This is a genomic window from Sphingomonas flavescens, from assembly GCF_030866745.1.
Lineage (GTDB): Bacteria > Pseudomonadota > Alphaproteobacteria > Sphingomonadales > Sphingomonadaceae > Sphingomicrobium > Sphingomicrobium flavescens.
Genome location: NZ_CP133016.1, coordinates 1,722,285 through 1,739,162 on the forward strand (window position 1 = coordinate 1,722,285; position 16,878 = coordinate 1,739,162).

20 protein-coding genes are annotated in these 16,878 nt (G+C 65.3%); 5 read left to right on the plus strand and 15 right to left on the minus strand.

Annotation, left to right across the window (positions count from 1 at the left end; translation table 11 throughout):
- Positions 1 to 26 precede the first annotated feature (26 nt).
- The 4 genes from feoB to QU596_RS08855 all read right to left on the minus strand — a co-directional run bounded on the left by feoB (position 27) and on the right by QU596_RS08855 (position 3,766).
- Positions 27 to 1,874 (minus strand): ferrous iron transporter B, encoded by a 1,848-nt coding sequence (feoB, locus tag QU596_RS08840; RefSeq protein ID WP_308515058.1) that lies wholly within the window; start codon positions 1,872 to 1,874, stop codon positions 27 to 29.
- Positions 1,871 to 2,137, minus strand: coding sequence for a FeoA family protein (locus QU596_RS08845; RefSeq protein WP_308515059.1), 267 nt, complete (start codon positions 2,135 to 2,137; stop codon positions 1,871 to 1,873). Before QU596_RS08845 ends, feoB begins: the two co-directional genes overlap by 4 nt.
- Positions 2,138 to 2,216: 79 nt before the next feature.
- The gene (locus tag QU596_RS08850) at positions 2,217 to 2,867 is read right to left on the minus strand and encodes a COQ9 family protein (RefSeq protein ID WP_308515061.1); all 651 of its coding nucleotides are present in this window, start codon (positions 2,865 to 2,867) and stop codon (positions 2,217 to 2,219) included.
- Between the two features lie 5 nt (positions 2,868 to 2,872).
- Complete coding sequence (locus QU596_RS08855; RefSeq protein ID WP_308515063.1) at positions 2,873 to 3,766, minus strand: DMT family transporter; 894 nt, start codon at positions 3,764 to 3,766, stop codon at positions 2,873 to 2,875.
- 88 nt (positions 3,767 to 3,854) lie between these two features.
- On the opposite strand from QU596_RS08855, the gene QU596_RS08860 reads away from it, so the two are divergent.
- Positions 3,855 to 4,481, plus strand: a complete 627-nt coding sequence (locus QU596_RS08860) for an SOUL family heme-binding protein (RefSeq protein WP_308515065.1) — start codon at positions 3,855 to 3,857, stop codon at positions 4,479 to 4,481.
- On the opposite strand, the gene ribH is transcribed toward QU596_RS08860, so the two are convergent.
- The 10 genes from ribH to QU596_RS08910 form a co-directional block, all read right to left on the minus strand.
- The gene (ribH, locus tag QU596_RS08865; protein ID WP_308515067.1) at positions 4,478 to 4,900 is read right to left on the minus strand and encodes a 6,7-dimethyl-8-ribityllumazine synthase; all 423 of its coding nucleotides are present in this window, start codon (positions 4,898 to 4,900) and stop codon (positions 4,478 to 4,480) included. The genes QU596_RS08860 and ribH overlap by 4 nt on opposite strands.
- Positions 4,900 to 6,183: a 3,4-dihydroxy-2-butanone-4-phosphate synthase gene (gene ribB, locus QU596_RS08870; RefSeq protein WP_308515069.1), complete on the minus strand. Its 1,284-nt coding sequence runs from the start codon at positions 6,181 to 6,183 to the stop codon at positions 4,900 to 4,902. The genes ribH and ribB overlap by 1 nt, the downstream gene beginning before the upstream one ends.
- A gap of 52 nt (positions 6,184 to 6,235) precedes the next feature.
- Positions 6,236 to 6,844 (minus strand): riboflavin synthase, encoded by a 609-nt coding sequence (locus tag QU596_RS08875; protein ID WP_308515071.1) that lies wholly within the window; start codon positions 6,842 to 6,844, stop codon positions 6,236 to 6,238.
- Between the two features lie 9 nt (positions 6,845 to 6,853).
- Positions 6,854 to 7,810 carry a bifunctional diaminohydroxyphosphoribosylaminopyrimidine deaminase/5-amino-6-(5-phosphoribosylamino)uracil reductase RibD gene (gene ribD / locus QU596_RS08880; protein WP_308515073.1) on the minus strand — a complete coding sequence of 319 codons (957 nt, stop codon included), beginning with the start codon at positions 7,808 to 7,810 and terminating at the stop codon, positions 6,854 to 6,856.
- 13 nt (positions 7,811 to 7,823) lie between these two features.
- Complete coding sequence (locus tag QU596_RS08885; RefSeq protein WP_308515075.1) at positions 7,824 to 8,147, minus strand: hypothetical protein; 324 nt, start codon at positions 8,145 to 8,147, stop codon at positions 7,824 to 7,826.
- A 59-nt stretch (positions 8,148 to 8,206) separates the two neighbouring features.
- Positions 8,207 to 8,881 (minus strand): energy transducer TonB, encoded by a 675-nt coding sequence (locus QU596_RS08890; RefSeq protein ID WP_308515077.1) that lies wholly within the window; start codon positions 8,879 to 8,881, stop codon positions 8,207 to 8,209.
- A gap of 97 nt (positions 8,882 to 8,978) precedes the next feature.
- A complete protein-coding gene (gltX, locus tag QU596_RS08895) occupies positions 8,979 to 10,298 on the minus strand; it encodes a glutamate--tRNA ligase (protein ID WP_308515079.1) in 1,320 nt (439 codons plus the stop codon).
- 38 nt (positions 10,299 to 10,336) lie between these two features.
- Positions 10,337 to 11,053, minus strand: coding sequence for a hypothetical protein (locus QU596_RS08900; protein ID WP_308515081.1), 717 nt, complete (start codon positions 11,051 to 11,053; stop codon positions 10,337 to 10,339).
- Between the two features lie 28 nt (positions 11,054 to 11,081).
- A complete protein-coding gene (locus QU596_RS08905) occupies positions 11,082 to 11,810 on the minus strand; it encodes a hypothetical protein (RefSeq protein WP_308515083.1) in 729 nt (242 codons plus the stop codon).
- A gap of 36 nt (positions 11,811 to 11,846) precedes the next feature.
- The gene (locus QU596_RS08910; protein WP_308515084.1) at positions 11,847 to 13,490 is read right to left on the minus strand and encodes an NAD+ synthase; all 1,644 of its coding nucleotides are present in this window, start codon (positions 13,488 to 13,490) and stop codon (positions 11,847 to 11,849) included.
- A 94-nt stretch (positions 13,491 to 13,584) separates the two neighbouring features.
- Between QU596_RS08910 and QU596_RS08915 the strand changes: the two genes are divergently transcribed.
- The 4 genes from QU596_RS08915 (at position 13,585) to rplT (ending at position 15,939) form a co-directional block, all read left to right on the plus strand.
- Positions 13,585 to 14,520, plus strand: a complete 936-nt coding sequence (locus QU596_RS08915; RefSeq protein ID WP_308515085.1) for a ribose-phosphate pyrophosphokinase — start codon at positions 13,585 to 13,587, stop codon at positions 14,518 to 14,520.
- A 31-nt stretch (positions 14,521 to 14,551) separates the two neighbouring features.
- The gene (locus QU596_RS08920; RefSeq protein WP_308515087.1) at positions 14,552 to 15,211 is read left to right on the plus strand and encodes an SDR family oxidoreductase; all 660 of its coding nucleotides are present in this window, start codon (positions 14,552 to 14,554) and stop codon (positions 15,209 to 15,211) included.
- A gap of 130 nt (positions 15,212 to 15,341) precedes the next feature.
- Positions 15,342 to 15,545, plus strand: a complete 204-nt coding sequence (gene rpmI / locus QU596_RS08925) for a 50S ribosomal protein L35 (protein ID WP_308515089.1) — start codon at positions 15,342 to 15,344, stop codon at positions 15,543 to 15,545.
- A 13-nt stretch (positions 15,546 to 15,558) separates the two neighbouring features.
- Positions 15,559 to 15,939 (plus strand): 50S ribosomal protein L20, encoded by a 381-nt coding sequence (rplT, locus tag QU596_RS08930; RefSeq protein WP_308515091.1) that lies wholly within the window; start codon positions 15,559 to 15,561, stop codon positions 15,937 to 15,939.
- 568 nt (positions 15,940 to 16,507) lie between these two features.
- Here the strand turns inward: rplT and QU596_RS08935 are convergent.
- Complete coding sequence (locus tag QU596_RS08935; protein ID WP_308515093.1) at positions 16,508 to 16,870, minus strand: DUF423 domain-containing protein; 363 nt, start codon at positions 16,868 to 16,870, stop codon at positions 16,508 to 16,510.
- Between the last annotated feature and the right edge of the window lie 8 nt (positions 16,871 to 16,878).

Genomic DNA, 16,878 nt, shown 5'->3' on the forward strand with positions numbered 1-16,878 from the left:
CAAACTCCTGCTTGCTTGGCTAAACGCTATAAACCTAGCGCAACCGCCGTCCAGTATGTCGCGCCCGCAGCAATATAAGCCAGGGCGAATAGGTAGGAGATCATGAATAGCGGCCACTTCCAGCCGTTGGTCTCACGCCGGGTGACGGCGATGGTCGAGATGCACTGTGGCGCGAACACGAACCAGGCGAGGAAGGCGAGCGCGGTGGCCAAGCTCCAGCGACCGGCCATGCGTTCCTGCAGCGTCTGAACGTTGCCGTCGTCCGTCGCGTCGAGCGAGTAGACGGTACCGATGGCCGCCACTGCCACTTCGCGCGCGGCCATGGCGGGGAGCAGCGCAAGGCTGATGTCCTTGTTGAAGCCGATCGGCGCGACCACGACGTGGATGCCGTCTGCGATGTGCCCGGCGATCGAGACGTCGGATTGCTTCTGGCCGGGTCCGGCCTGGGGGAAGCTGGCGAGCGCCCACAGGATCACGGTAGTCGTGAGGATGATGCCGCCGGCGCGCTTCAGGAAGATCAACGCGCGCTGCCACAGGCCCAGCGCAATGTCGGTCAGGCGCGGCATCTGGTACTTCGGCAGCTCCATCATGAAGGTGCTGCCGCCGCCCTTCACGACGGTACGGCGCAGCACCAAGGCCGCGATTAAGGCGCCGAGAACGCCGGTCAGATAAAGGCCGAACATCACGAGACCCTGGAGGCCGATGCCCCAGCCCACGGTGCGCGCGGGAATGAATGCGCCGATGATCAACGTGTAGACCGGCAGCCGGGCCGAGCAGGTCATCAGCGGCGCGACGAGGATCGTCGTCAGGCGGTCCTTGGGATCGTCGATCGTGCGCGTCGCCATGATGCCCGGCACCGCGCAGGCGAAGCTGGACAGCAGCGGAATGAAGGCGCGGCCCGACAAGCCCGCACGGCTCATCACGCGGTCCATCAGGAAGGCTGCGCGGACCATGTAGCCGGTCGATTCGAGGACCAGGATGAAAAGGAACAGCATCAGGATCGGCGGCAGGAAGACAATCACCGCACCCACGCCGCCGAACACGCCGTCGACGATGAGCGAGCGGACGATGCCGGGCCGCAGCGCGTCGCCGATCCAGCCGCCGCCGGTTGCGACCCAAGCGGCAAGCGCGTCTGCGGGCGGCTTGCTCCACGCGAAGACAGCTTGGAACATGACGAACAGGATTGCCGCGAGAATGAGCAGGCCGAAGACGGGGTGGAGCAGGACGCCGTCGAGCCGGTGGGTCAGGCGGCGCGTCGGCGTTTCGCTGACAATGGCTCCCAATGCGATCTCCCGGGCTCGGCGCTGAAGATTTAGGCCGTCGTGGCTGGGGCCGTGTCCCGGGCGAATGGCGCGCGGGGTGAGCAGCATGGTATCGAGCTGAGCCAGCAGTGTGTCGATGCCGCGCTTGCGCACCGCGACCGTGGCAATGACCGGGACCCCAAGCTCGCCCTCGAGCTTGGCGGCGTCCAGTTCAAGTCCGTCCCGCTTGGCGAGATCGACCATGTTCAAAGCGACGACCGTCGGCAGGCCCAGGTCAATCAGCTGCAGGGCAAAGCGGAGGTGGTTGTCGAGGTTCGAAGCGTCGACGACGATCAGCAGCGCGTCCGGTAGCCGCTCACCTTTTTGCTGGCCGAGCAGGACATCGCGCGTGACGGCTTCGTCGGGGCTTGCCGGGTCGAGGCTGTAGGCGCCGGGAAGATCGACAAGTTCCACCGGGCGACCATCGCCAAGAAGCAAACGGCCCGAATGACGTTCGACCGTGACGCCAGGATAGTTGCCGACCTTCTGGCGCGCGCCGGTTAGGGCGTTGAACAGCGCGCTCTTGCCGGCATTCGGACTGCCAGCGACGGCGATCAGCGGCGGCGGGTTCACTGGATCGGCTGGACTTTGATCGCGGCAGCATGGCGCCGCCGGATGGCGACGGTCATGCGGCCAACGCGGATCGCGATGGGATCCCGCCCGAATGGACCGAGGTGAAGGGGCTCAACCGCGACACCTTCGTCGAAGCCGAAATTGCGCAGTCGGCTCGCGGCACTGTCATCGAGAACCGTCCAGTCGATTTCGACAATGCGCGCCCGCACCCCGACCTCGATGAGGTCGAGGCTCGTCGGATTGGGCTGGAACGGCGCGTTCATTGTTGCGAGTGATTATCATTACCGGCTGCGGGTTTCCACATCCAATTGCAGACGCGCGGCTTGAGGGCGATCCGGAAGTCTACCTAGGCGGGTATCGGAGCCGGCCGAGAAAGCGCGTGATGCTGAGATGATCTCCGGAGCCGCGCCATTCGGCTTTGAACTTCTCGAACTTCATCACGTCGTCGATCCGGCGGTCGAGGAACGCCGCCGTATCCGTCCAGCCCTCGGTTTGATCGTCGAGCCAGGCGAGCAGGGTCGAGCCGTAGACGGCGCCGAGCGTCATCCGCTTGGTGTAATGGTTGAAGTCGGTGCTGGTGTCGCCGGCCAGTCGCCACATCTGGTCAGCGCTCCGCCAAGAGATGCGCAGCGCGAGCGGGGCGTTCTGCGGCATGGCGAGCGTCGCCAACGCGCGGCGGATCGCCTCGCGGGCAGGACCCATGATCTCCAGCCGGTGCCAGACGAGCGCGCGGATGCGCTCACGAATCTTCATCGTGGCGATCCGGTCGGGCGGGAATGACGCTTCGAGGCCGCGATCGACTTCCTGGATATAGGTGTCGATGAGGCCCGCGGCGGTCTTTGGCATGGCGAGCCGCGCCTGCACCGGATCAATGCCGAGCTGGGCGGCAGCGCTGTCCACTGCAGCCTGCGACCAGCCGTCGAACACCGCATTCTCGCCCACCGCGAGTGCCAAACGCCGGCGCAATTGCTCCAGAGGGCTGGGCTGATCCATCGCGCTCAACTGGGCGTGTCGGCCGGCTTGCGCAACCCCCGTGCCGGCACGCGAACGATGACCAGCGCCGCGGCGATGCCAAGTGCGCCGATGGCGTCGGTCCAGGTCAGGGCCTCGCGATAGGCGAACCAGCCGATCAGCGCGGAAATCGCCGGTTGGGTGAGCAGCGCGAGGCCGACGACCAGCGGCGGGAAGGTGCCGATCGAATAGACAAGCAGCCCTTGGCCAAGCACCTGGCTGGACAAGGCGAAGATGATGAGCGGCGTCCAATTGCTGGGCCAGATCTGCTCACCGAGTCCGAGGCTGATCATGAGCAGCATCGGCATGCCAAACAGTGTGGCGAGGAGGAGTAGCGGCAGCGGCTTGAGCGACCCGCGGGCGCGTTCGACGAAGATTAGATAGCCACCATACAGCAGGCCGGCGACAAGGGTCAGGATGTCACCGGCAAAGTTCTTCGGCGAGAGCTCGTAGCTGCCGCCCATCAGGAGCGCAGCGCCGCCCGCCGCCAGCGCCAGCGCAATGGCCTGCTGGGCGGACGGGCGCCTGTGGGCCAGCCATAGACCGTAGACGGCGAAGACGAAGCTGCCGGTGTTGCCGAAGAGGGTCGCGTTGCCGAGCTTGGTCATCAGGATGCCGGCATTCCACGCGGCCAGATCGAGGACGTAGAAGGTCGCGGCGATCAGGATGGCGACGGTCACGTGGCGGGAAGGCCAATGCGGCCGCTGCCCCGACAGATGAGCGAGCGCGAACAGGAACGGCAGCGCGATCGTCACCCGCCAGAAACCGATCGCAACCGGACCGACATCGGCAAGACGGACCAGCCACGGTCCGAACGCCAGGGCCACATTGCCTAGCAGGAGCGCCGGAAACGCCAGTCGATGGGGATGTCCGGCGGCCATGCCGCGGCGTTAGCGCCGCACCGGCGCAGCGCAACCCGGGAACGGCTGGCAGGCTTGCCGGTTCAGCAGTGCGAAGAGGAGACCAAGCATGCGCAAGGCTGTCGTCGCTGGAGCCGCCGTCGGCGCCGCCACCCTGGTCGGGGCGTTGATCTATTATCTGCAGGAAAAGGCGACGCCCGGGCCAGACTATCGCACGCTGGCAACGGACGGCGACCTGGAGATCCGGTCGTACCCGAAGATCGTCGTCGCCGAAGCGGTGGTGCACGGGCCGCGCAAGCAGGCGCTAAGCGACGGATTTCGCATCCTCGCCGACTATATCTTCGCCAAGTCGCGTGAGGGCGAGAAGCTGCCCATGATAGTGCCGGTGATGCAGGACGGCGGCGATCCAATGGCCAGCGATCCGCCGGTGTTCGACGACGATGTCGAAGGCGCGTGGCGGGTGCGGTTCGTGATGCCGGAGGGGCGCACGGCGGACGATTTGCCAGAGCCGCCGGAAGAGGTGTCGCTGATCGAGGTCGAGCCCCGCAAGGTCGGCGTGGTGCGGTTCGGCGGCGTCGCCGATGACGCACGGCTGGAGGAATGTGAGGACCGGCTGCGGGGCTGGCTGGCGCGACAGGGCGAGACGCCGGCTGCGGCCGCGGAATATGCATTCTACAATTCGCCGATGATCCCGCCGCCGCTGCGCCGGAGCGAGGTGATGATTCCGCTGAGTTAGGGCGCGTACCTTTCGCGCAACTCGAATAGAGTGAGGGCCGCGCGGGCCGCGGCACCGCCCTTGTCCAGCTGGGCGGGGTCGCAGCGGGCGAGCGCCTGCGCTTCGTTCTCGACGGTCATGATGCCGTTGCCGATCGCGAAGCCCTGCAGCGTCAGGTCCATCAAGCCCCGCGCGCTTTCGTTCGAGACAATTTCGAAATGGTAGGTCTCGCCGCGAATCACCACGCCGAGCGCGACAAAGGCGCAGAAGCGGCCGCTGCGGGCGGCAAGCGCGATTGCGCCGGGCAGTTCCAGCGCTCCGGGAACGGTCAGCGTTTCATGCTTGTGTCCGGCGGCCTCGATCGCGGCGCGGGCGCCGGCGAGCAGCATGTCGTTGAGGTGGCCGTAAAAGCGGGCTTCGACGAGGAGGATGGTCGCCATCAGGCAACCTCCTCGATGCGGCGTTCCTCTACGATGGCGAGGCCGTAGCCGGCGAGGCCCACGGGCGAATGATGAGTGTTCGACAGCAAAATCATGTCATGGACGCCGAGCGCCGCCAGGATTTGCGCGCCCGTGCCGTAGCCGCGAACGGGGTCGCCGCCTTCGACCGGCTTGCCTGCGCGAGCATCGATCGCCCGCGAAAGCGAACCCGGCGCTGCCGCGTGAAGCGTGACGACCACGCCCGAGCCCTTGGCCTCGATCATGCGCATCGCATTCTGGAGCACGCCCGAGCGCTGGCACGATTCGCCGAGCACGTCGGCGAAGAGGTCGAGGCTGTGCATGCGGACCATCACCGGCTGCTCGGGATCGAGGGCGCCGTGGACCAGCGCAAGTTGTTCCTCGCCATTGGACTTGTCGCGAAACACCTGCGCCTGCCAGTCGGCGCCGCTGCGCGCGGTGAAGGGCGTGCTGGCGACACGCTCGACCAGATGATCCTTTTTCAGGCGGTAGGCGATGAGGTCGCGGATGGTGCCAATCTTGAGACCGTGGGCGCGGGCGAAATCCATGAGGTCGTCGAGGCGGGCCATGGTGCCGTCCTCGCGCATGATTTCGCAGATGACGCCGCTGGGATTGAGGCCGGCGAGACGCGAGACATCGACCGCGGCCTCGGTATGACCGGCGCGGACGAGGACGCCGCCGGGTTTGGCGATCAGCGGAAAGACGTGGCCGGGGGAGACGATTGCGTCCGCGCCGTGCGCGGCATCGATGGCAACGGCGATGGTGCGCGCGCGGTCGGCCGCGCTGATGCCCGTCGAAATGCCCTCGCGCGCCTCGATCGAGACGGTGAAGGCGGTCTCGTTACGGCTACGGTTAGTGCGTGCCATCGGTTCGAGCCCAAGCTGGTCGGCACGATCCTTGGTCAGCGCGAGGCAGATCAGGCCGCGGCCGTGGCGCGCCATGAAGTTGATCGCCTCGGGCGTGGCCATTTGCGCCGGGATGATGAGATCCCCCTCATTCTCGCGGTCTTCATCGTCGACGAGGATGTACATGCGCCCGTTGCGCGCCTCGTTGATGATCTCCTCGGGACCGACCAGCACTTCGGTATTGCCGCGCTGGATCAGGCGTTCGAGGCGGCCGAGCGTGTCGGCGGTGGGGTTCCAGTCGGGTTGGCCGAGTTTCCTTAGGCTGTTGGGATGGAGACCTGCGGCCCGGGCCAGGCCGGCGCGGCTGACCTCGCCGGTGTGGATGATCGCGTTGAGGCGATCGATGAGAGTCGTGCTCATGAAAACCCAATATCACATTGAAATGTGATGAAAAGCAGGAACAGTGATGTTCCTACTGTGCGCGAGCGGTCAACATCCGGTCCAGATAACGGGCAAGCACGTCTATCTCGACATTGAGTTGTCGCCCGGCCCTCACCGCCCCTAGCGTGGTGTGCGATGCCGTGTGCGGGATGATATTGACGGCGAAATGCGTATTGCCGTCTTCCGCCTTTCGCACTTCGTTGACGGTAAGCGACACGCCATCGAGCGTGACCGAGCCTTTCGGCGCGATCATTGGCGCGAGCGCTGGCGGGACAGAGATTCCGATGCGGGTCGAATCGCCTTCGGGACAGGTACCGACTACCGTGGCGACCGCGTCGACGTGGCCGGTGACAATGTGCCCGCCCAATTCATCGCCCAAGCGTAGCGCGCGTTCCAGATTCAGGCGCGCGCCTTCCTGCCAATGGTCAGCGGCTGTTTTCGACAGGGTTTCGCCGGACACGTCGACAGCAAACCAGTCTTCACCCTTGTCGACCACTGTCAGGCAGACGCCCGAGCAAGAGATCGAGGCGCCGAGGTCGACGGTGGCAAGATCGTAAGCGGTGCCGATGGTCAGGCGCAGGTCGCCGCGCTGCTCCGCCTTGCGGATCGTGCCGACGTCGGTGACGATGCCTGTGAACATGGCCCGCGCTTAATCCGCGCGCACCCGCTCGTAAACTTCGAGCCGGTCGACGCCCAGCCGCTGCTCGTCGACCAGTTCCCAGCGGCCGTGCGCGTCGGCGATCGCGTCGAGCCCGACATAGCCGAAGCTGGACTTGCCTTCGCCGACGATGATCGGCGCGCGATAGATGAGGATGCGGTCGACCAGATCCTCGCCGAGGAAGGCTGTCGCGGTGCCCGATCCGCCCTCGACCAGCAGGTCGTTGACGTCATGAAGTCCAAAGATATCTCGCGGATTTCTGAGGATTTCCCAGTTTGCGACCGGTTCGCCGCGGCTCAGCAATGCGCGTCGCGGCGAGGCTTGCTCGAGCCCTGGCAGGCGGACGTCGAGCTGCGGACGATCGGCGAGGTAGGTGCCGCGGCCGACGAGGATCATGTCGCTGTGTGCACGTTCAAGATGAACGTGGCGGCGTGCGTCCTCGCCGGTGATCCACTTCGATTCGCCCGAGGGGAGCGCGATCTTTCCGTCGATCGATAACGCCAATTTCAACGTCACGCGCGGGCGGCCGATCGAGAGGCGTGTCAGCCAGCCCGAGACAGCTTGCCTCGCGGCCTCGCGGCCGACTCCAAGCGTTACCTCGATGCCCGCGCGGCGGAGACGCTGAATTCCCTTGCCGCCCGTGCGTTTGTCGGGGTCCTTGAGGGCGATGACCACGCGTTCGGGCCGTGCGGCCAGAAGAAGCTCGGTGCAGGCGGGGCCCCGCTCGCTTTGGTGGGCGCAGGGCTCGAGCGTCGTGTAGACCGTTGCGCCTCGAGCGCGCTTCGCGGCGGCTTCCAATGCGATTGCTTCAGCATGAGGCCGCCCGCCGCGCGCGGTCGCGCCCTTGCCGACGACGCGGCCATTTGCGGACACGATCACGCAGCCGACATTGGGGTTGGGAGCGCTGTGACCGCGCGCCTGCTCGGCGAGACGGAGGGCCTCCTCCATCCACCGGCGTTCCTCAGTCCATGCCAAGGCGTTTTTCAAGCTTCTGGAATTCGCGCTTCTTATACTCTTCGAACTTCTGCCGCTCGACCATGTCCTTCTTCTGCTGCGCGATGATGTCCGCGTCGGTGCGGTTCGGCTTATACAGCTCGACGTAGGTGATGGTCGGCGGGGGCGCGGTCCCCATCTTCGCATCGACGATAAATTCGATGACGATGATCGTGGTCACGAGGACGGCCAGCGAAGCGCCGATTACCTGCTCGCGGCTGCGCTGACGCATGAAGGCGACGAGGTCGCCAAGCGCCGCGCGGGGGCTGGAAGGCCGGGGAAACCAGGACATGACATGAAGATAGGGCTGGCGGAGGGGAACCGCCAGCCCGCTTGCCCGGCGGCCGGAGGCTAGCCGTCGAGCTGAAACCGCAGGGTGATGTTCAGCGTGGTGGCGACAGGCTGGTCATCCACGGTTGCCGGGGCATAGCGCCAATGGGCGATGAGGTGCCGGCGCGCCGCGGCGACAAAGACCGGGTCAGCGCGTCCGATGGGTTCGACGCCGATCACCCGCCCACTCCGGTCGATCGTCAACCTTAGGTTGAGCGTCGCTTCTTCTTCAGCCGCAAGCTTGGACGCCGGGTAGGGCGGCTTCAGCTCCGACGAGGCCGTGATGAGGCGGGGGTCGTGGCGGACTGGCGGCAGCCTAATCGGCTCGCCAATGATCGGCCCCGCCCCGGTGCTGCCCACGTCACCGCCGCCGGTCATCGTGCCTGCTCCGGTATCGGTCGGGCCTCGGTCGAGCGGCGGATCGCGCGGAATCGGCAGCGGCGGGAGTGGCGGCGTGGGCGTCGGCACTGGCGCGGGCGCATGGTGTGTCTGCGGTTGCGGAATGGGGTCCGGATCGGTTGGGAGCGGGACGTTGACAATCTCGATCGGCTTCTCGCGAATGCGGATCGGCAGATCCATCTTCATGCTCATCACCACCGCGGCGACCGCGACGTGGGCACTGATGATAAACAGCAGGGCGTTGGGGCTGGATTGGCGATTGCCCGCGGTCGGGCGGCTTGCTGCGTAGGCCAACATTCGGAACCTCCTCTGTCCAAAAGGCTCGATGACTGAATGTTACATCATAACATAACTCGCGCAAGTGGAAATTGTTGCCGATTCACTTAACGGGAATTTAGCGGCGTGCGGCGGCTTCGAGGCGGGCGATGGCGCGCTCGCGGCCGATACGCTGGAGCAGGCCGGCCATCTCCGGCCCGCTGTCCTTGCCAGTCAGGGCGAGCCGCAGCGGATGGAAGAGATCGCGGCCTTTCCGGCCGGTACTCTCCTTGAGCTCAGCCGTCAGCACTTTCCATGGCTCGGCGTCCCAATCGAGCTGTTCTGCGACACCTGCCGCATCTTTCGCGAATAGCCGTTCTTCGTGGCTGAGCTCCGGTGGCTCGATGTCGCCATCGACGATGGCATACCAACCGGCGAAGTCGGAAACGCGCTCGAGGTTGGGCCGCAGGAGCAGCCAGTCCTGCTCGGTAGCGCCGGAGGGGAGGCGGTCGGCTACGGCCGCAAAGTCGAGCTTGTGCAGCAGGCGGGCGTTGACGAGCTCGACCTCGTGCGAATCAAAGTGTGCCGGGGCACGGCCGAAGGTCGCGAAATCGAAGCCGGCTGCGAGCTCGGCCAGCGTGGTGGCGGCCTCGACCGGTTGCGACGTGCCGATCCGCGCCAGGACTGACAGCATGGCCATCGGCTCGACGCCCTCGGCGCGCAGATGCTCGGCGCCGTACGAACCAAGGCGTTTCGAGAGCTTTCCCTCGGCGGCGACCAGCAATGCCTCGTGCGCGAACTGGGGCGGTTCGGCGCCAAGGGCTTCGAACATCTGGATTTGCGCGGCGCTGTTGGAGACGTGGTCTTCGCCGCGGACGACGTGGGTGATGCCGAGGTCGACGTCGTCGATGACACTGGGGAGAAGATAGAGCCAGCTGCCGTCCTCGCGGCGGACGACGGGGTCGCTCAGCAGCTTGGGATCGAACCTTTGCTCGCCACGAATAAGGTCGTTCCAGACGATCGGCGCATCGTGGTCGAGCTTGAACCGCCAGTGCGGCGCGCGCCCTTCAGGGACCGGCGCATCGGCAGGCTTGCGCTCGTATACCGGCGGGAGGCCGCGGCCGAGCAGCACCTTGCGGCGAAGGTCGAGCTCTTCGGGCGTTTCGTAACAGGCGTAGACGCGGCCCACCGCCTTCAGCCGGTCGAACTCGCGCTCGTAGAGGTCGAACCGCTCCGACTGACGCACGACCTTGTCGGGGTTGAGGCCCATCCAGGCGAGGTCGTCGCGGATGGCCTGGTCGAATTCCGCCGTCGACCGCTCGCGATCGGTATCGTCGATGCGCAGGATGAACGTCCCGCCATGCTTCCGCGCGAAGAGGAAGTTGTGCAGCGCGGTGCGGATGTTGCCGACGTGAAGGCGGCCGGTGGGCGAGGGGGCGAAACGGGTAACGACGGTCATGACGACTGCGCCTATCGCGCAGCGTCAAGCTTTGCCAGTTATCGATCCGGACGATCGCGATCGCGGAAAGCAAGCCCGGTGCGCCACATCTCCGCGCAGTTCGAGACTGGAGTGATTCCGGGATTGAGCTTGCGGGGTACGCCAAGCTGTCTGGCGAGTTGCTGGATCACTTCGGTATTCTCGGCCAGGCGCGCGAGCAACGCCCTCACCTTTACCGCAGCGGCCCGCGCGGCCGCCCGATCAGCGTCGCTCACCTTTCCGCCCGCCCCGTCGAGCCGCTGGAAATCGAACCAGACGCGGTTGAGCTCCACGACTTCGTCCTGCACTTCGCGCAGGTTGAATTGCATGCTGCCGATCTTGGTGCGCGTGCTCTCGCCATACTGACTCCCGAGCAATCGATACTGCTCGGTGGTGATGTCGTCGGGCCCCATCCCCGCGAGCGGCGCGAATGCTAGCTGCGCGGAGTCAGCCGCTTGATCGCTCGCAGCAATTCGAAACAAATCGTCGGCACGCTCCCGATAACAGGGTATGGCGACTGCATAGGTATCGGCGATGATCCGGTAGACACCGAACGCGCGCATCTGATCGCGGTATAGTCCTTCGACTTCCTGCATCTGGCTGCGGTTGCTGGCCCAGTTCGACACCTGCTGCGCGGCCAGGACGCCGATCATGACCACGGTGAGTTCGAACACGAACAGCCGCGATGTCTCTTTGCCGCGGCCGCTTTGCCACCATAACCGAACCGCGCGGAACATGGTCCCTCCACCGGTAATCGGCATTAGTTTAGCGATTATTTGCGGGCGCGTCCCGCCAGATGCGGCCTGTCTGCCATATCTCGTTGCAGCCACCCACGGGTCCCGCCGACCCGAAGTCCGCGCCGGAGGTGATCGGAGCGATGCCGAGACGGGCAGCCGTTGCCTCGACCATCGCGGCGGAGGCGCGAATTTGGTCGAGCTGTGAACGGACTTGCACCGCGACGTCGCGCACTGTCGCCCGGTCCGCGGGCGAGGTGGCGCCAAGAGATGGATCGAGCAGCGCGAAGCGATCCCAGCCTCGCCGGACGGCGCGATATGAGTCGACGAGCCCACCGGTACCGGTGATCACGACCGCGTAATTGTCGACGCGATCGTTGCCGAAACGGTCGTGGAACTCCCGATTCATATCGGGCGAAAAGGGCTCGACGGTGTAGCCGATGAATTGCGGGACCCGGAGTTCCTTCGTATCCACGGGATCAGCGGCCGCCGCGTGGCGGGCGATGCTTTCGACACGGGCGACAAGACAGGGCGTTGCGGCCGACCAGATCCGCGCGACCTGCCGGGCTCGGCCGATCTCATAGCGAACGCGCTTGTCCTCTTCCCCGATCGCGCGCTGCTCGGCACGGTCCGATACCCAATTGGCGAGACCCTGGGCGGTGAGCACGCCAGCTACGACCACCAGGAATTCGAATGCGAACAGACGCGCCGTGACCTTGCCGCGGCCGCTGCCCCACCAATGACGCACCGCGTGGAACATGCCCCCTCCACCCTGCTTGCGGGCGGAGAATAAACCTTATTTGCCGGTGTGGAAGGCGTTGCTGATCGGGTAGCGGCGGTCGCGGCCGAAGTTGCGGGTGCCGATCTTGACGCCGGGCGGGGCCTGGCGGCGCTTGTATTCGGCGCGCAGGACCTTGCGTTCGATGTCTGCGACCAGCGCGGCCTCCTCGCCGGTCGCGTCGGCAGCTTCGGCAACCGACATTTCTTGTTCGACGAGCGCCTCGAGGATGCGGTCGAGCATCGAATAGGGCGGTAGGCTGTCCTCGTCCTTCTGGTCGGGGCGAAGCTCGGCGCTGGGTGGCTTGGTGATCACCCGCTGCGGCATCACCGGTCCGGCGGGACCGAGCGCGTGATGCGGCTTCGTCTCGTTGCGCCAGCGTGAGAGCGCGAAGACGGTCGACTTGTAAGCGTCCTTGAGCACCGAATAGCCGCCGGCCATGTCGCCATAGAGCGTGGCGTAACCGACGCTCATCTCGCTCTTGTTGCCGGTGGTCAGCAGCATTTCGCCGGTGGAGTTGGATAGCGCCATCAGCGCCACCATCCGCAGACGGGCCTGCACGTTTTCGGCGGCCAGACCGGTCATGTCGGGGATCATCTTACCGAGGGCATCGACGCCGGGGACGATGGGGACGACGTCATGGCGGCAGCCGAGCAACTTGGCGCAGGCTTCCGCATCCTCAAGGCTTTCGCGGGACGTATATTTGCTCGGCAGCATCACGCAGCGGACGCGGTCGGCCCCAAGCGCATCGACCGCGACGGCCGCCGAAAGCGCGCTGTCGATGCCGCCGCTCATGCCGAGGATCACGCCGGGAAAGCCGTTGCGATCGACGTAGTCGCGCAGGCCCATCATCATCGCGCGGTACACGTCCTCGGGGAACTGGGCGATGCGCGCCTTGCGATCGTCGACGCACGCCCACCCATCGGAGCCGCGCCGCCATTCGGTGTGCCACAGCGCCTCTTCAAAATCGGGCAGATGTACGGCGAGGGCGCCGTCGCCGTTGACGACGAAGCTGGCGCCTTCGAACACCAGTTCGTCCTGTCCCCCGACGCGATTGAGGTAAGCGAGCGCCAAGCCGGTCTCGGTCACACGCCGCTCGACGAGGGCGATGCGCTTCTCATCCTTGTTGAGTTCGTAGGGGCTGCCGTTGGGGACCAGCAGGAATTCGGCGCCGGCCTGCTTCAGATGCGCGCAGACGCGTTCCTGCCAGATGTCCTCGCAGATCGGGATGCCGATCCTGACGCCCTTGAACTCTATTGGCTCGGGCAGCGGGCCGGCGTCGAACACGCGCTTCTCGTCGAAGGTGCCGTAGTTAGGAAGCTCGTGCTTCAGGCGGCGGGCCAGCAGCTTCCCCTCCTGCGCGAGGATGTAGACGTTGTAGGTCTTTCCTTCCTCGGCATGGATCGAGCCGAACAGGATCGCGGGTCCGGGCTCCGCCGTCGCATCGATCAGCCGCTCGGAAGCCTCCATCGCGCGCCGAACGAATTCGGGCTTCAGCACCAAATCTTCGGGCGGATAGCCGGTGATCTGAAGCTCCGGGAACATGACCAGATCCACGTCTCCGGCCTTGCGGCGCCACGCGATGATTTCGCGGGCATTGGCTTCGAGATCGCCGACGCGCTGATTCATCTGGGCGAGCGCGATGGTCAGGCGATCCGTCATGCCTGCGATTTAGCGAGCCGCCGGGCTTCCACAACCTTTACGGACCGCGCGGGCGCCCGCTAAAGCCCGAACAGCCGCAAGGGGACAGCCGATCATGAAATTGCTCGCCGGGAACAGCAACCTGCCGCTGGCCCGTTCCATTTGCGATTATCTCGAGATTTCGCTGACCGATGCGAGCGTTCGCCGCTTCGCCGACGAGGAAGTGTTCGTCGAGGTCAACGAGAACGTCCGCGGCGAGGACGTGTTCGTCATCCAGTCGACCAGCTACCCGGCGAACGACAATCTGATGGAACTGCTGATCTGCATCGACGCGCTGCGCCGCGCGTCGGCCAAGCGGATCACCGCGGTGCTTCCCTATTTCGGCTACGCGCGGCAGGACCGGAAGCCCGGGCCGCGCACGCCGATTTCGGCCAAGCTGGTCGCCAACCTGATCACCACGGCCGGCGCGAACCGCGTGCTGTCGATCGACCTGCACGCGGGGCAGATCCAGGGCTTCTTCGACATTCCGACGGACAATCTGTTCGCGTCGCCGGTGATTGCGACCGATATCACGGCGCGGCTGGGCAACCGCGAGTTGATCGTGGTCTCGCCGGATGTCGGCGGCGTGGTCCGGGCGCGCGGGCTGGCGAAGCGGCTGAACAACGCCCCGCTGGCGATCGTCGACAAGCGCCGTGAGCGGGCCGGCGAATCCGAGGTGATGAACATCATCGGCGACGTTCAGGGCCGCACCTGTGTGCTGATCGACGACATCGTCGATAGCGCGGGCACCCTGTGCAATGCGGCTGCGGCGCTGAAGCAGCAGGGAGCCACCGAAGTATTCGCCTACTGCACGCACGGCGTGCTGTCGGGCGGCGCGGCGACGCGCGTGGCGAAGTCCGAGCTGAGCGAGCTGGTGGTGACCGATTCCATCTACACCGGCGAGCCCGACCCGGTGGACTGCAAGATCCGCCGGCTGACCATCGCGCCGCTACTGGCGGAGGCGATCCGCCGCATCGCCGACGAAAGTTCGGTCTCGAGCCTGTTCGACTAGGAACTTCGCCGCCCCGCTGCGTTGAAGCGGCATGCCCAAAGTCCTGATCACCGGCGCCAACCGTGGCCTCGGTCTCGAATTCGCCAAGCAATATCAATCCGACGGCTGGGAGGTCGTCGCCACCGCCCGCGAATCGAGCGACGAGCTCAATGCGCTCGGCGTTCGGGTCGAGCGGCTCGACATGCGCGACCTCGACGCGGTGGCGGGGTTCGGGGCGCGGCTCGACGCGCTCGACCTGCTGATCGCGAATGCCGGCACCTACGGCCCGAAAGAGGCCGATAGCGCGGAAGACGCGGAGGCGTGGCTCGAGACCATGCGCGTAAATACGGTTGCGCCGTACCTGCTCGCCCGATCAGTCCTGTCGCTAGTCGAGGCGTCGCGGGGGAAGCTGGTGGCGATCAGCACGCGGATGGGTTCGATTGAGGACAATAGCTCTGGCGGATTCCTAGCCTACCGCTCTTCCAAGACCGCGCTCAACATGGCCTGGCGCAATCTTGCGCTGGACGTGAAGCGGCGCGGCGTGATCGCGGTGATGTTCCACCCCGGTTGGGTGAAGACGCGGATGGGCGGCACGGGCGCGCCGCTGCAGCCAGCGGAGAGCATCAGCGGCATGCGGCGGGTGATCGACGAGTTGCAGCCGAGCGACAGCGGGGAATTCTTCGGCCACGACGGCGATCCCATCCCCTGGTAGGTTGCCAGCAGGCGCGCTCCACTCTATAGGCGCGCGCTTTCCAGATCGTTGGAAAACCAATGGCCCGGCCAACAGGCATGCCGTGGCGATTGGATAACGTCGCGCTCTCGAGCGCTACAAGGAGACGAAAATGCCCAAGCTGAAGACCAAGAGCGGCGTCAAAAAGCGCTTCAAGCTCACGGCGACCGGCAAGATCAAGTGCGGCGTGGCCGGCAAGCGCCACCGCCTGATCAGCCACAACGCCAAGTACATCCGCCAGAACCGTGGCACCGAACTTCTCGCCGACGCCGATGTGGCGCGCGTGAAGGGCTGGGCCCCGTACGGCCTGAAGTAAGGAGGCCCGCTAGATGGCACGCGTCAAACGGGGTGTAACCACCCGCGCAAAGCACAAGCGGATCCTGGAACAGGCCAAGGGCTATTACGGCCGCCGCAAGAACACGATCCGCATCGCCCGCCAGGCGGTCGAGAAGGCAGGCCAGTATGCCTACCGCGACCGCAAGGTGAAGAAGCGGAGCTTTCGTGCGCTGTGGATCCAGCGCATCAACGCCGCGGTTCGCGCCGAAGGACTGACCTACGGCCAGTTCATCCACGCGCTGAACCTCGCCGGCATCACCCTCGACCGCAAGGTGCTCGCGGACATCGCGATGCACGAAGGCGAGGCGTTCAGCGCCATCATCGCGCAGGCGAAGAAGGCACTGGAAGGCAAGGAAACGCAGAAGGCCGCCTAAGGCTTTCTGAAGCGAGACAATTAGGGCGCCGGAAGCGATTTCGGCGCCCTTTTGTTTTCTGAAAACTGCGTCACAGTGCTCGCATGTCAGTCAAGTTCCCGACCGCACTGATCGCTGTCGCAGCACTAATTCTGACGAGCTGCACACCTGCCGCTCCGGACATTAGGGTGCTCCGCCTGCACAATGCGCTATTTGTAGACATTCCTTGGACGTTTTGGCGACGGATCGGCCTTCAACATCCAAGTCTTTGCGTTCGCGCCATCGAAATTTTCGAACCGAGCCAGGTCGTCTGGAACTTGAGAACACCTGGTGATGATTTTGCTCCATGTGTTGAGACGAAACTCCCAATTCCGCTTGGCGTACGACTGAATGGTTTGATGCGGCCCGCCCCCCTGCGGCTGATTGCGGGACGCACTTACGGGATCAACGTGATCGACGTGAACCGCACAGACTTCATTCCGTTTCGAGATCGGGACCCTACGAACATTACGGATTATCGGCTCTACTTTGAGGCCCCTTGCGAGAGTCGATCGGGCATTTACTCGAAACGCTGCCAGTGAACGGCCTATCAATCTCGACTGGAAATCGCTTGCCAGACGAGCAGACCCCATCCCGCGATCATCAGTAGTCCCCCGACCGGTGTGACCGCGCCCAGCCAGCGCGGAGCGCCGAGTGCCATGGCGTAGAGGGTAGTGGCGAAGATCAGCACGCCTGCAGCTAGCAACCAAGCGGGCCGCCGCGTCCAATCCGGGCCACTCAATCCAAGCGCGAATATGCCGATTGCGTGCCAGGCCTGGTATTGAATAGCGGTCTGCCACCAGCCAAGAGCTTGCGGCCCCAGCCGACCGGCCAAGGCATGGGTGCCGAAGGCGCCCAGCAAGACGGCAACCCCGGCCAACGATGCGCCTGTAGCGACGAGCTTCCGATGCATGGCAATCC